Genomic DNA, 14346 nt, shown 5'->3' on the forward strand with positions numbered 1-14346 from the left:
ATAGCCTGGGTGTCGTGTACGACCCCTCCCAGCTGCGGACGTTCCTCGCGGTGGCCCAGACGCTCAGCTTCACGCAGGCCGCCCGGCGGCTGGGGCTGCGCCAGTCCACCGTCAGCCAGCATGTGCGGCGGCTGGAGGGCGCCGCCGGGCGGCAGCTGTTCACCCGGGACACCCACTCCGTGGAGCTGACGGAGGACGGCGAGGCGATGCTCGGCTTCGCGCGCCGGATCCTGGAGGTGCACGAGCAGGCGACGGCGTTCTTCACGGGGACGCGGGTGCGCGGCCGGCTGCGGTTCGGGGCGTCGGAGGACTTCGTACTGACCCGGCTGCCGGAGATCCTGGAGGGCTTCCGGCACGACCATCCCGAGGTCGACCTGGAGCTGACGGTCGAGCTGTCGGGCACGCTGCACGAGCAGTTGACGGCCGGGAAGCTGGATCTGGTGCTGGCGAAGCGGCGTCCCGAGGATCCGCGCGGACAGCTGGTCTGGCACGACGAGCTGGTGTGGATCGGCGCGGAACGGCTGCGTCTGGACGCGGACCGGCCGGTGCCGTTGATCGTGTATCCGCCGCCGGGGATCACCCGGGCGCTCGCCCTGGAGGCGCTGGAGCGGCAGGGGCGGGCGTGGCGCGTCGCCTGCACCAGCGGCAGCCTCAGCGCGCTGATCGCGGCGGCCCGCGCGGGCCTCGGCGTGATGGCCCACTCCCGGGGGCTGATCCCGCCGGGCCTGGTGCGCGTCCCCGACCGGTCTGGGCTGCCGGAACTCGGCCGGGTCGACTTCGTCCTGGTCCACGGCCGCCGCCGTACGGCCGCCCAGGGCGCCGCCGACGCGCTGGCGGCGGCGGTCCTGGCGGGCGGGGACCGGCTGCACAGGCGCTGACGCGGCGCGACGGCCGGGCGTCAGCGCGACGGCTGCTGGTAGGTGAGCTGCTTCACCCGCCGCAGGAACGGCGAGGCCTCCACGTGCTGGACCCCCTCCAGTCGTCCGAGCGGGCCGCTGAGGTAGGCGTACAGGTGCGCCGTACTCCTGACCACGGCGGTGGCGATGATGTTGGAGGGGCCGGCTGTCGCGGCGGCGTGGGCGATCTCGTCGTGGGTGGCGAGGGCTTCGCCGACGGAGTGCAGGGCGGCCGGGGTGGTGGTGATCCACAGGACGGCGGCGACGGGGTAGCCGATGGCCTCGGTGTGGTACTCCACGTCGATGTAGACCGCGCCGGAGGCGAGCAGGGCGGCGAGGCGGCGTCTGACGGCGGATTCCGAACGGCCGGTGGCGCGCTGGAGTTCGGGGAGGGTGGCGCGGCCGTCCTGTTCCAGCGCGGCGACCAGCGACTCGTCCTGCGGGTCGATGCGTGCCGGGCGCCCGGTGCGGACCGGTTCGGCACCGAGAGCGGTGAGCTGGTCCGCGGTGAGCGCGGCGAACTTGCGGAGCCAGCCGCTCGGTCCGCCGTAGAAGCGGTGGAGCATCTGGTGGGCGCGGATCTCCATGACGCGCGGGATGCGCGGGAGTTTGCCGAGCATCAGGTCGTCGCGGTCACCGGCGTTGCGCGGCCGGGTGCCGAAGATCACCTCGGTGCCGCCCGCGGCGATGCCGATCCAGCTGGTGTCGGGCCGCTTGGCGAGGGCGTCGGCGATGGCGAGGGCGCTGTCGGGGACGCAGCGCAGCCGCAGGGTCCACTGGTCCAGCCCGAGGCGTTCGGCGTCACGGACGGCGACGACCCTGAGACCGCCCTGAGCGCACAGCCTGCGGTAGCGGCGCGCGACGGTCTGGTCGGAGACGCCGAGCACCGCGCCGAGCCGGCTGAAGGAGGCACGCCCGTCGACCTCCAGCGCGTCCAGCAGTTGCAGATCGAGCTGGTCGAAGGTGTGGGATTCCATCTCCATGCGGCTCGCCCCTGTCGGATTCCGGCGCCGGGCGGCCTGCTACCGCTGCGATCTGCCATGCGCGCCCCACTGTACGGAGCACATACGTGACAGAGGGAGCTGGGGAGATGCGTACATGGGGGCCGCTGACGGCGGTGTGCCTGGGCACGTTCATGTTGCTGCTGGACGTGACGATCGCGATCGTGGCGCTGCCGGACATGGCGCGGGCGCTGGACGCGTCGCTGAGCGATCTGCAGTGGGTGATGGACGGGTACGCGCTGGCGCTGGCGGCGCTGCTGCTCGGGGTGGGGGCCGCCGCCGACGTGCTGGGGCGGCGGCGGGTGCACGTCGTGGGGGTGGTGCTGTTCGCGGTCGCGTCGCTGTGGTGCGGACTGGCGACCGGGCCCGGGATGCTGATCGCCGCGCGCGGGCTGCAGGGGGTGGGCGCGGCGGCGATGTTCGCCACGACGCTGCCGCTGCTGGGCTCCGTCTACCAGGGGCGGCAGCGGTCGACGGCGCTCGGGGTGTGGGGTGCGGTCAGCGGGGCGGCGGCCGCGGTCGGGCCGCTGGTCGGCGGGCTGCTCACCGACGGGCCGGGCTGGCGGTGGATCTTCCTCGTGAACCTGCCGGTCAGCGTGGCGGCGGTCTGGCTGACCCTGCGGGTGGTCCCCGAGTCGCGGGGCCGGCAGGGGCGCCGCGTCGACTGGGCGGGCACGGTCACCTTCGCGGCTTTCGCCGGGGCGGTGACCTACGGGGCAGTGCGGGCCGGGGCGCACGGCTGGACCGGGAGCGGCACACTCGTCTGGTTCGCGGCGGCGTTCGTGGCGCTGGCGGCCTTCCTCACCGTGGAACGGCGCGGCGCGGACCCGCTGCTCGATCTGAGGCTGTTCACCAAGCCCGCGTTCACGGGCGTCATGGCGGGCGCGCTCGCCTTCAACGGGGCGGCGTTCGGCGTGCTGGCGTACACCTCGATCTGGCTGCAGACGATGCTCGGCATGAGCGCGGTGCGCGGTGGCGTGCAGTTCCTGTGGATGTCCCTCGCCTCGTTCGGGGTGGCGGCGGCCGGGGGGCGGCTGCTGCACGGGGTGCCGGCCCGGTTCACCATCGGGGGCGGGCTGCTGCTGATCGGCGCCGGCCAGTTCTGCATGGCGGGCCTGGACGCCGGCTCGGGCGCCGACGCGCTGATTCCGGGGCTGGTCCTGGTGGGTGCCGGTACGGGGCTGATGTCGCCCGGCCTCGCGGGCGCCGCGCTGGCCGCGGTGCCGCCGGAGCGGTCGGGCATGGCGGGCGGCGCGGTCAACACGTTCCGGCAGCTCGGCTACGCGGTCGGCATCGCCCTCAGCGGCACGGTCCTCACCTCGCGGATGCAGGACACGCTGCCGCACGACGCGGCCCACGACCTGGCGGGCGGCGGCGCGGAGGTGCTCAGGGGGACGTTCTCCGAGCCGACCCTGCGGGCGGCCTTCGCCGCGGGGCTCGACCGGGCGGCGCTGGTCGCCGCTCTGGTGGCCGTGGTGGCCGGGGTGCTGGTGCTCGCGCTGGTCAGGAGCCCGCGGACGGTGCGGGAACGTGTGACGGATTCGGCGGCGCCGGCGCTGACAGAGGAGGGGGCCGTACAGCGTGGATGAGGCCGCCGGCCGAGGCTCGACGGCCGCATTCCGGTCACCGCCGTGGCCGTGACCAGGTCGTACAGATTCGGTGGAGATTACGGTACCGAAACTTACTCAACCGTCAGCTTTCTGTCCGACCCTTCCCCATGTGAGCGCATTTTCCGCCACTGACCAGTGCATACGTGAGCACTGCTCGGTTTCCGCCCCCCTCCCGCCCGTCCCCGGGGTGGGGTAGCTTTCACGGCGCTGTGCGGAGCGTCACAAGAGGCGGGGAGCGGGGATTGCGCGAGTTCACCAACCCTCCGTTGGCGTTGGCACCGCCGGTGGGCGGACTGGCCGACGTCGTCTTCCAGCATGCCCAGGAGGACCCGCTGCACATCGCGCTCGGCCGTAAGGACGAGACGGGGCAGTGGCGGGACGTGACCGCCGCCGAGTTCCGCGACGAGGTCCTCGCCCTCGCCAAGGGCCTGCTCGCCCAGGGCGTCCGCTTCGGCGACCGGGTCGCGATCATGTCCCCCACCCGCTACGAGTGGACGCTGTTCGACTTCGCCCTGTGGACGATCGGTGCCCAGGTCGTGCCTGTCTACCCCACGTCGTCGGCCGAGCAGTGCTTCTGGATGCTGTACGACGCCGAGTGCACGGCGGCCGTCGTGGAGCACGAGGACCACGCGATGACGATCGCCACCGTCATCGACCGGCTGCCGCAACTGCGCCGACTGTGGCAGCTCGACTCGGGCGCCCTGCAGGAGTTGTACGAAGCCGGCGCCCACCTCGACGACGAGGTGGTGCACCGGCACCGGCAGGCGGTCACCCCTGACTCGGTCGCGACGATCATCTACACCTCGGGCACCACCGGCCGCCCCAAGGGCTGCGTCATCTCGCACGGCAACTTCATGTACGAGGCGGACACGGTCATCGAGCGCTGGGAGCCGGTGTTCCACTCCAAGAAGGGCGACGAGGCGGCGACCTTGCTGTTCCTGCCGCTGGCGCACGTCTTCGGGCGGATGGTGCAGATCGCCGGGATCCGCGGCAAGGTCAAGTTCGGCCACCAGCCGCAGCTGAACGCGGCCGCCCTGCTGCCCGACCTGGCCGCCTTCAAGCCGACCTTCTTCCTCGCCGTGCCGTACATCTTCGAGAAGGTGTTCAACGCCGCCCGCCGCAAGGCCGAGAAGGAAGGCAGAGCCGGGGCCTTCGAGAAGGCCGTCGAGGTGGCGGTGAAGTACGCGGACGCGATGGAGGCGAAGGCCTGGGGCATCGGGCCCGGCCCCTCGGCGGGGCTGCGCATGCAGCACCAGCTCTTCGACAAGCTCGTCTACTCCAAGGTGCGCGCCGCGATGGGCGGCCGCATCCGGCACGCGATGTCGGGCGGTTCGGCGATGGACCGCAAGCTCGGGCTGTTCTGGGCGGGCGCGGGCGTGCACATCTACGAGGGCTACGGCCTCACCGAGACCACCGCCGCCGCGACCGCCAACCCGCCCGAGCGCACCCGCTACGGCACCGTCGGACAGGCCATCCCCGGCATGACCGTGCACATCGCGGACGACGCCGAGATCTGGCTGCGCGGCGAGAACGTCTTCCAGGGCTACCTCAACAACCCCAAGGCCACCGACGAGGCCCTGCACGACGGCTGGCTCGCCACCGGCGACCTCGGCTCCCTCGACGAGGACGGCTACCTCACCATCACCGGCCGCAAGAAGGAGATCCTGGTCACCTCCGGCGGCAAGAGCGTCTCCCCCGGCGTGCTGGAGGAGCGGGTGCGCGACCATCCGCTGGTCGCCCAGTGCATCGTCGTGGGCAACGACCGCCCGTACATCGCCGCCCTCGTCACCCTCGACCAGGAGGCCGTGGAGCACTGGCTGGCGATGCGCGCCAAACCGCGGATGACCCCCGCCGAGCTGGTGCGTGACACGGATCTGGAGACGGAGGTCCGGCGGGCCGTGGTCGCCGCCAACACGCTGGTCTCCCAGGCCGAGTCGATCCGCACCTTCCGCATCCTCGCCCAGCCCTTCACCGAGGAACACGGCCTGCTCACCCCGTCGTTGAAGCTGAAGCGCAAGGCGATCGAGAACGCCTACGCGGGCGAGGTCGAGGCGCTGTACCGGGCATGACGCGCCGCGCGCGGCAGGACACCGCCGCATCGGGCATGACGCCGAAACCGGCACATTCCGGCCGGTCCGTCCGATTCCCACTGATTAGCCGGTCAGGAATGCATCACGGCTCGTGATCGTTGACGATGGGAGTACCACCTGACGACAACCGTAAGGATCAAGAGCTCGTGAGCAGCAAGGTCCCCCCGATCATCCTCAACAACGGCGTCGAGATGCCCCAGCTGGGCTTCGGAGTCTGGCAGGTGCCGGACGACGAGGCGCAGCAGGCGGTCACCACCGCGCTGGAGGCCGGGTACCGCAGCATCGACACAGCGGCGATCTACGGCAATGAAGAGGGCACCGGCAAGGCCATCGCGGCCTCCGGACTGCCTCGTGAGGACGTCTTCGTCACCACCAAGCTCTGGAACAGCGACCAGGGATACGACTCCACGCTGCGCGCCTTCGACACGTCGCTGGCCAAGCTCGGTCTGGAGTACGTCGACCTGTACCTGATCCACTGGCCGCTTCCGTCCGCGGACAAGTACGTCGACACCTACCGGGCGTTCGAGAAGCTCCTCGCCGACGGCCGCGTGCGCGCCATCGGTGTGTCCAACTTCCTCACCGAGCACCTCGAGCGACTGGTGGCCGAGACGTCCGTCGTCCCGGCGGTCAACCAGATCGAACTGCACCCGCACCTGCAGCAGCACGCCTCCCGTGAGTACCACGCGGAGCAGGGCATCGCCACCGAGGCCTGGTCGCCGCTCGGACAGGGCAAGGGCCTCCTGGAGGTTCCGGCGATCGTCGCCATCGCCCAGAAGCACGGCCGCACCCCGGCCCAGGTCGTGCTGCGCTGGCACCTCCAGCTCGGCAACGTCGTGATCCCGAAGTCCGTGACCCCGTCCCGGATCAAGGAGAACATCGAGGTCTTCGACTTCAGTCTGGACGCCGAGGACCTGGCGGCGATCAGCGCGCTGAACGAGGACCGTCGCCTGGGCCCGGACCCGGCGACACTCGACGCGGCCTGACCCTTCCCGGCCTCGCGCCCCGGGACCGTTACCACCTCGGTGGTGCCGGTACCGGGGCGCTGCCATGTCCACCACCCACGCGGGGGACGGACGCGGCCAGGTCGGCGGGCCACCCCGGATCCACATGGTAGGGAGTCGTGATGAGCGGATTTCCCTAACGTGTTTCCCTACGGAAGGCCCCCTCGCAGTGCACCTCCGGACCCTGGCCCTCACCGCGCTCCCCACCGCCGCCCTGCTCGCCGCCGGGCAGCTCCCGCCTCCCGCGAGCGCCCACGCCGCCCCGCGCCCGACGCAGGCTCGGGAAGGCTCGGTCAGCGCGGCCGACCTGCTCGCGAAGGTGACCTCCTGCCGGCAGATCTCCCGCGGCAGGTACCGCACCGACGCGAACACCCGGGGCACGATCCCGGTGTGCGGCAAGAAGGGCACGGTGTTCTGGAAGGCCGACATGGACATCGACTGCGACGGCCGCCGCACCGCGAAGTGCAATGAGCGCACCGACCCCTGGTTCCGCGCCGACACCGCCTTCCACCAGTCCGACGGCAGGCCCCTGCGCTCCGACACCCTGCCGTACGTGGTCGTGCCCGCGGCGAGCGGCATCTGGAGCCCCGCCCGCTCGGGCATCAAGGGCGGCGGCGTGGTCGCGGTGATCCACGACGGGAAGGTCCGGTACGCCGTCGTCGGCGACACCGGCCCCACGAAGATCATCGGTGAGGCCTCGTACGCCACCGCACGGGCCCTCGGCATCGACCCGGACCCCGCGACGGGCGGCACGGGTCTGGGGGTGACGTACATCCTGTTCAAGAACTCCCAGGTGTCCCCCATCGAGGGCCGCACAGCGGCGGTACCGCTGGGCAAGCGGCTGGCGAAGCGGTTCCTTCGCGACAACTGATCGCGTCCTGCCGTCAGTTGGGCTGCCCGATCGGCCGTACGACGACCGTGTTGACGTCGACGCCGTCGGGCTGCCCCATGGCCCACACCATGGAGTCGGCGATCTGGTCGGCGGTGAGCAGATGCCCGGGCGGCAGACTGCCGTAGCCGTCCCAGAACGGGGTCTCCACCCGGCCGGGCGCGATCAGGGTCACGCCCACGCCGAACTCCGTCACCTGGCGACGGGTGTTCTCGGCGAGACCGGTCACCGCCCACTTCGTCGCCCCGTAGATGTTGCCCGGCGTCGGCACGAACCCGGCGACACTGCCGACGAGCACGATCCTGCCTCGGGTCTCCTTCAGGGCGTCGATCGACGCGCGGATGAGCAGTGCGGGACCGAGGACGTTGGTCAGCACCATCTCGGTCCACCCGGCCGGGTCACCGTCCGCGACGGAGTCGTGGGTGGCGAAGCCGGCGTTGGCGACGACGGTGTCCAGTCGACCGTATTCCTTGAGGGTACGGTCGACAGCCGACTGGATACTGTCGTACTCGGCCGCGTTGCCGACAAGCGTCAACAGACCCTCGGGACGGCCGAGTTCCTCGGCGAAGCCACGCAGCCGTGCCTCGCTGCGGCCGGTGACGGCCACGCGCCCGCCGGCGTCGAGCAGCCGCCGGGCGACCGCGGCGCCGATGCCGCTGCCGCCGCCGGTGATGAGCGCGACCGGAGAGTCGGTCATGGTTCTCCCTGGGACTTCGGTGGAGCTTGCGTTCGGGTTGCCACGGGGGAGTCCATCAGTTGGAGAGCTCTCGAAGTCAAGGGGTGGCAGGCGGAGTTCGGTTTCCGCAGTGCGGTCGGGGTCGGTGGCGGGGGCGGGGGCAGGCGGTCAGGTCAGCCTCCGGCCAGGCAGGGGCAGTTCACGATCCGCAGGTGTCTCGGTACTCGGCCGAGGGGAAGTGGCGGTGCCACTCGGCCTCGGTCAGTCCGCCTTGCGCGCGTACGCACACCTCGTCCGCCGCCTGTTTCACCGCCAACGCGCGTGCGCGGTGCGCGAGATGAGGGGTGGCGATGCGCAACCGGCCGCTGTCCGCGGTGAAGCGGAGAGCGCGGACCCGCCCGTCCCCGGCCGGCAGTACGGCCGGCGACAGGGCGGGCGAGGCCGTCTCCCACACGTGCACGGACACGTCCGGCGCGCTGCCCGCGAGGAGCGAGCCGTCGGCGGAGAACGCCAGCGCCACCCCCTGCACGGTGGACCCGACGGCCCGCAGGACGGCGATCCTGCGCCAGGCGTGCGCGTCCCACAGGGTGAGGCGGCCCTGGTAGTCGGCTGCGGCGAGGTATCTGCCGTCCTGACTGACGGCCGTGGTGAGGTAGTCCTCGCCGTCGACTCCCGTACGCCACAGACTGAAGGAGCCCTTGCCCCAGGCCAGGGCATAGGCGCCCGAGAACTCCACGACGTACGCGCCGCCCGGCAACGCAAGCTGGGGGCGTTCCCGGCCGGCACGGAAGTCCCACGTCACGATCCCCTCGGAGGTGCCGACCGCCAGCGCCCGCTGGTCGGAGGTGAAGGTGAGGTCCCCCTTCCGCGCTGACGCCGACCACCCGCTCGGACAAGCCCTCGCGCGCCACGGAACGGATGCGCCGATGCTCCTCCACGTCCCACTGGACGGCGTGGTCGTGGACGACGGTCGTCAGGATCCTGCCGTCCTGGCTGAGCCAAGCGGGCGCGTTGAGCGCGCGCGAGCCCACCTCGGGCTGGACGAACACGTCCTGTTCGCTCTGTGCCGCCGCCGTCCGCAGGCCCTGCCGCGTCTCGGGCAGGTCGGCGGTGCGCCACGCGGCGAGCGCCAGGCGCATCGCGGTGCGCGGCTCGGTGGATCGCAGCGTCTCGACCAGCGCGGCGGCGCTGCGGGCCTCGGCCTCGTCGCGCTGACGGGCGCTGGCCTCGCTCTGCCGCCAGGCCGCGAGGCCCGCGACCACGGCCAGACACAGCAACACGGCGAGAGCGCAGGACAGCGCACGCAGCCGGCGCGCGGCTCGGGTCGCGACCCGCCGACCGTGTTCGTACGCCGCCACACTCGCGGCCAGGAAATCCGTTCGAGCCGGTTCAACTCCGTGTGTGGAAGGCCCGCTTCACCTCCGTCGCCGAAGGTCTCGCGGGCCTCGGTCAGCCGGGTGCGCCGGTAGAGCGCGCCCGCGTCCCGGTCCAACTCGGCCCAGCTCCGTGCCGCTTCGGTGAGGCGGCGGTGCGGACGCAGCCGTTCGCGGTCCTCGTCCAGCCAGCCGCGCAGTCGTGGCCAGGCGCCGAGCAGTGCCGACCGTTGACGTCGACTGCCGACTGCCCACTGCCGACCGGCGACCGGCGACCGGTACCCCTTCATCCCGTGCGCACAGCCGTGTACACGGTATGCGCCGCCAGCACGAAGACATCCGGCCGAAGGTGCACGCTCGCCCGGTCCGCAGGATCAAGGAGCCGGTCGAGGGTGGCACGGTCGGTGGCGTCGAGGCGGTCGCCGAAGCCGTCGCGGAGGCGCTGGAGCGAGGCGGCGACGTATGCGCGGGCCCGGTCCGTGGTCGGGGCGGGCAGGTCGAGCAGGAAGCTGCGGGTGCCGCTCGGCCGGAGGCCGACCGCGATCATCAGCGCCGGCCAGTTCTCGGTCTCGGCGACACTTCCGGGCAGGTCCGCGCGCATCCTCGCGAACCACTCCTCCTCGAGCGCGTCGAGGCGGGCCTGCAGTCCGGGCCGCCCGATGCCGATGTCGCGGGGCAGGAACCGGGCGGGCAGGCCGCCCTCCAGGAGGGCGAGCGTGCCGCCGGGTGCGAGCCGGGCCGCGAAGGCGGCGAGGGCGGCGCGCTGGTCGCCGAGATGGTGCAGGCTGCGGCTGGCCCACAGCAGGTCGGCGGGATACTCCAATTCGTCGAGAACGCCGGGCAGTTCACCGGCGAGGGTGTCGAAACGGTCGGCGACGCCGAGGCGCCCGGCGCGGGCGCGGGCTCGTTCCAGCAGTGGTTCGGTGCCGTCGACGGCGACGACCCGGGCGCCGGGGAAGGCGTCGGCGAGCAGGCAGGAGACGACGCCGGGGCCACTGCCCGCGTCGACGATCAGTCCAGGCTCGGTCTGTTTGTGGCCGAGCCACGCCAGGGCCCGTTCGTACAGGGGGGTGAACAGCTCCGCCTGGTTCTCCAGGCGTGGAGCCATCTCGTTCCAGTCGATGTCCGTGTCGCCGTGGCCATGACGGTGCCCGTGCCCGGGGCCGTGGCCTTGCCCGCCTTGGCCTTGCTCGTGTTCAGGGCCATGGCCCGCGTCGTGCTCGTGGTGGTGCGCCATGGGAGTCAGCCTCTCGTCCGGATGCGGCCAGCGTGCGCCGACGCACCGCTGTGAGGCCACCGCTGTTGCCGCGACGGCAAAAGGAAACGGCGCCGCGGCTTGTCTCACGAACCTGCGCTCGAAGGATCGCGTGATCCGCCGGGGTCTGGCCCGGGAGGGCCGACCCCGGCGGATCACGTCAGGGAACTTTCATGGAACTGCCCCGTGTTTCACCGGACTTGCAGGGGCTTTGGGTGGGTCAGAGCGCCGGGTAGGCGTTCTTCATGAGCTCCTGGAACTGTGCCGAGAACCAGTGCCCGGCGACCGGGGCGTTGGGCAGGGCGCCGGACAGGTTGTTGCCGTTGCGCGGGTTGCCCGTGTAGGTGGGGTCGCACATCCGGTCGAAGCCCTTGCCCTCGTCGTTGTCGATGAGCTGGCTCGAACCGTCGGACTCACCCGGGGGCTTCATCCACACGTAGGCGTCGATCCCGGTGGCCGGGTTGGCCTGCGGGCGCTCGCCGAGGCCGGCGCCGGACTGGTTGCACCAGTTGCCGATGTGGATGCGGCGGTCGTAGCGGCCCCCGTTGACGTACGTGTCGACGGTGGTCGTGGCGCCCGGTGCGGCGGGCCTGGCGGTGCCGCCCCAGCCGTTGCGGGAGGTGTCGATCAGCATGCCGATACCGGAGTTGAAGCCGGTCGTGACCAGCTGGTTGCGGAAGCCCTGGGCGAAGGACAGCTCGTCGACGTAGCGGTTCCAGTCGACCCACTTCGACTCGCGGACCGACTTGCCGGCCACGTTGTCGTTGATGGTGAAGTTGTTCTCCTTCAGGGCGCTGTAGTTGGCCGTGTTGGCGATGAAGCCGTGGACGTCGTTGACGGTGGCGCCCTCCGTGGTCGCCGCCTCCTTGAACAGGGCGGCGCTGGGGGCGAAGTTGTCGTCCCAGCCGATCCAGCCGTGGTGCCCGGCGTCGATGTAGTTGTAGACGTTCGGCACGTCACCGAGCTTGTTCAGGGCGTAGCCGACGCCCTTCTGGTAGTTGCCGTTGGCCTTCATCACGTCGCACTGCGGGGTGGCCGTGGGCCGGCTTCCGGTGTTGGTGACGAGGTTGGGCAGCGAGTCGATCTCGATGGTGGTGACGATCCGCAGCGCCGCGTACTTGGGATCTGCGAGGATCGCCTTGATCGGGTCGATGTACTGCGTCTTGTACTTGTCGATCTCCGTCGGGCCGAGCTCGCCGTTGGAGGCGAGGGCGGCGCAGTCGCGGCCGGGCAGGTTGTAGATGACCAGCTGGACGACGAGTTCGCCGGAGCCCTTCTGCGTCAGCGCCGCATCGAGGTGGTCGCGCAGGCCCATGCCGCCGTTGACGCCGTTGATGGCGGCGATCCGGTCCAGCCACACGCCGGTGGGCTGGTTGGAGATGCGGGTGCCGCCCGGTTCGGCGGCGGCCTTCGCGGACCATTCCGGGTTCACGTACACCTTGGCGCCGGAGTACGGGTTGTCGACCTTGGGGCCGGTCGGGTCCGGCGGATCGGTGGGTCCTCCGCCGCCGTCCTCGACGTTGCAGGTCACGCCGTCGAGGGTGAAGGTGGCCGGGAGGGCGTTGGTGCCGCTGTAGGTGCCCTGGAAGCCGAAGCTGGCCGAACCGCCGGTGGCGAGCGTGCCGTTGTAGGACTCGTTGGCGGCCGTGACGGCGGTGCCGCTCTGGCTGATCTTGGCGTTCCAGCCGCTGGTGACCTTCTGGTTACCGGCGTACGACCACTTCACCGCCCAACTGGACTTGGCGGCACCGTTGTTGGTGACGGTGACGGCGGCGGTGAAGCCGGTGTCCCACTGGTTCTGCACCTTGTAGTCGACGGTGCAGGGGATGGCGGCGGCGCCGACGTCCCCGGGTACGACGGCGAAGGCCGTCCCGGAGGCCCCGGCGACCAGCGCCAGGGCAGCGAGCATCGCGGTTCTGGTACGACTCATGAGTGCGGGTTCCTTCTCGGTTGCGGGTGACTCGGATGCGGGTGACTCGGTTGCGGGAGTTGTCAGCCGTTCAGGGAGCGCAGGTGGTCGCGCAGCCCGATTCCGAACGCCGTGGGTGTGCCGTCGTAACCGGAGATCAGGGCGGGACCGGTGTTGCAGTTCCAGGTGTTCCAGGTCCAGCCCAGGTACGACAGGCCTCGGTCGTCGAACCACTTCATGACCTGGTCGATGAAGCCGTGTGCGCAGGTGTTCTCGCCGATCTCCCCTGCCACGAGCGGCACTTGGGCTGCGACCGGGGCGAGCGTGGAGTTCCAGCAGCTCTCGTTGGAGCAGGTGTTGAAGTTGTACACGTGCCAGGCGGCGGCGAGATTGCCCGCCGGGTCGGTGGGCTTGTAGGTGAGCCATTGGCTCAGGTCGTTCGAGTAGGCGATCCCGCCGGCCAGGATCAGGTTCTTGGCGCCGGTGGTGCGGATGCTGTCGACGAGATCCTGCATACCGGCGACCTCGTATCCGATGCCGGGGCAGGTGCCGCCGTCCCGCCAGCACTGCCACGCCTGGGTGGTCGTGGCAGTGGCGCGGTCCGGGTAGGGCTCGTTGAACAGGTCGAAGACGACGGTCGAATCGCCCTTGAAGGTGTTCGCCACCGAGGTCCAGAAGGACGGTGTGTACTGCATGTCCGGCATCGGCTTCTGGCAGCTGGCGTGCACGTCCGAGCAGCCCGCGGAGTTTCCGGTGTACTGGCCGTAGGTCCAGTGCAGTTCGAGCATCGGCGTCATGCCGTTCGCCTTCACCTTCGCCACCAGGTCCTTGACGGCGTTGATGTAGTTGGCTCCGGCGTACTCGGGTTGGATGTTGGTCAGGCCCAGCCAGCACTCCTCGTTGAGGGGGATGCGGACGGTGTTGGCGTTCCAGTCGGCGATCGCCTTGACGGAGGCGTCGTCGACCGGGCCGTCGAAGATGCCGCGGCCCTGGACGCACATGAACTCGCCGCCGGACCGGTTCACGCCGAGCATGCGGCGAGTGTCGCCCTCGGCGTCCACGAGCTTGTTGCCCACGACGCGCAGGACGGGTGCCGTGCCGCCCCCGGGGCCGGGTGGACCGGTCGGATCCGGGGTGGGTGACGGTTCGGCGTCGACGTTGCAGGTGGTGCCGTTCAACCGGAACGACGTCGGTACGGCGTTGCTCCCCGACGAGGTGGCGAGGAACCCGGCGCTGACGCCCGCGCCGGTGCCGAGCGAGCCGTTGTAGCTCTCGTTGGCGGCGGTGACGGTCGTACCGGACTGGGACCACTTGGCGTTCCAGCCCTGGTTGACCTTCTGGCCGTTGGTGAGGTCGAAGGTCAGCTTCCAACTGCTCAGGGACGCGGCATTGTTGGTGATCCTGACGGCGCCCTGGAAGCCGGTGTCCCACTGGCTGGTGACGGAGTATTCCACCGTGCAGGCGGGTGCGGCGCCGGACGCCGTGACCGCCGTGACAGTCATGGACCCGACAAGTGCGATCGCGCCGGCGACGGCTAAAAGTACTGAACGCGGGGGGTGTCGCATGAGCGACTCCTTGCAGGTCGGGCGCGTCGTGGCAGACGCGTCGACTGATGGAATCGCTCCCACTGGTGCAACGAAGCTAGC

The 14346-nt window shown here is 71.0% G+C and carries 12 protein-coding genes and 1 pseudogene; 6 read left to right on the top strand and 7 right to left on the bottom strand.

The features are described from left to right. Positions 1-14: 14 nt before the first annotated feature. Positions 15-878: a LysR substrate-binding domain-containing protein gene (locus ACWBNA_RS07490; protein WP_482703421.1), complete on the top strand. Its 864-nt coding sequence runs from the start codon at positions 15-17 to the stop codon at positions 876-878. A 20-nt stretch (positions 879-898) separates the two neighbouring features. On the opposite strand, the gene ACWBNA_RS07495 is transcribed toward ACWBNA_RS07490, so the two are convergent. Next, entirely contained in the window at positions 899-1879 is a 981-nt protein-coding gene (locus ACWBNA_RS07495; RefSeq protein ID WP_482703422.1) for an Lrp/AsnC family transcriptional regulator, read from the bottom strand. Between the two features lie 107 nt (positions 1880-1986). On the opposite strand from ACWBNA_RS07495, the gene ACWBNA_RS07500 reads away from it, so the two are divergent. The 4 genes from ACWBNA_RS07500 to ACWBNA_RS07515 all read left to right on the top strand — a co-directional run bounded on the left by ACWBNA_RS07500 (position 1987) and on the right by ACWBNA_RS07515 (position 7469). Next, positions 1987-3486, top strand: a complete 1500-nt coding sequence (locus ACWBNA_RS07500) for an MFS transporter (RefSeq protein WP_482703423.1) — start codon at positions 1987-1989, stop codon at positions 3484-3486. 263 nt (positions 3487-3749) lie between these two features. Continuing rightward, positions 3750-5576, top strand: a complete 1827-nt coding sequence (locus tag ACWBNA_RS07505; RefSeq protein WP_482703424.1) for an AMP-dependent synthetase/ligase — start codon at positions 3750-3752, stop codon at positions 5574-5576. Between the two features lie 167 nt (positions 5577-5743). Beyond that, positions 5744-6580: an aldo/keto reductase gene (locus ACWBNA_RS07510; protein WP_482703425.1), complete on the top strand. Its 837-nt coding sequence runs from the start codon at positions 5744-5746 to the stop codon at positions 6578-6580. Positions 6581-6767: 187 nt separating this feature from the next. Next, a complete protein-coding gene (locus ACWBNA_RS07515; protein WP_482703426.1) occupies positions 6768-7469 on the top strand; it encodes a glycoside hydrolase family 75 protein in 702 nt (233 codons plus the stop codon). Positions 7470-7482: 13 nt separating this feature from the next. On the opposite strand, the gene ACWBNA_RS07520 is transcribed toward ACWBNA_RS07515, so the two are convergent. Both ACWBNA_RS07520 and ACWBNA_RS07525 read right to left on the bottom strand, forming a co-directional pair. Continuing rightward, on the bottom strand, positions 7483-8184 hold the full coding sequence (locus ACWBNA_RS07520; RefSeq protein ID WP_482703427.1) for an SDR family oxidoreductase: 702 nt from the start codon (positions 8182-8184) through the stop codon (positions 7483-7485). Between the two features lie 178 nt (positions 8185-8362). Continuing rightward, positions 8363-8965 (bottom strand): WD40 repeat domain-containing protein, encoded by a 603-nt coding sequence (locus tag ACWBNA_RS07525; protein WP_482703428.1) that lies wholly within the window; start codon positions 8963-8965, stop codon positions 8363-8365. A gap of 124 nt (positions 8966-9089) precedes the next feature. Here ACWBNA_RS07525 and ACWBNA_RS07530 point away from each other — a divergent pair, with 124 nt between their 5' ends. Further along, the gene (locus ACWBNA_RS07530) at positions 9090-9632 is read left to right on the top strand and encodes a hypothetical protein (protein ID WP_482703564.1); all 543 of its coding nucleotides are present in this window, start codon (positions 9090-9092) and stop codon (positions 9630-9632) included. A 65-nt stretch (positions 9633-9697) separates the two neighbouring features. Here the strand turns inward: ACWBNA_RS07530 and ACWBNA_RS07535 are convergent. From ACWBNA_RS07535 to ACWBNA_RS07550, 4 genes and pseudogenes are all read right to left on the bottom strand, one after another. Further along, positions 9698-9826: pseudogene (locus ACWBNA_RS07535) on the bottom strand (hypothetical protein); the annotation flags it as partial. Further along, a complete protein-coding gene (locus tag ACWBNA_RS07540) occupies positions 9823-10773 on the bottom strand; it encodes a class I SAM-dependent methyltransferase (RefSeq protein ID WP_482703429.1) in 951 nt (316 codons plus the stop codon). The gene ACWBNA_RS07540 and the pseudogene ACWBNA_RS07535, both read right to left, overlap by 4 nt. 238 nt (positions 10774-11011) lie before the next feature. Then, the gene (locus tag ACWBNA_RS07545) at positions 11012-12721 is read right to left on the bottom strand and encodes a glycoside hydrolase family 6 protein (protein WP_482703430.1); all 1710 of its coding nucleotides are present in this window, start codon (positions 12719-12721) and stop codon (positions 11012-11014) included. Between the two features lie 62 nt (positions 12722-12783). After that, entirely contained in the window at positions 12784-14265 is a 1482-nt protein-coding gene (locus tag ACWBNA_RS07550; RefSeq protein WP_482703431.1) for a cellulase family glycosylhydrolase, read from the bottom strand. Between the last annotated feature and the right edge of the window lie 81 nt (positions 14266-14346).

It is taken from the genome of Streptomyces sp. Q2 (genome assembly GCF_056820935.1).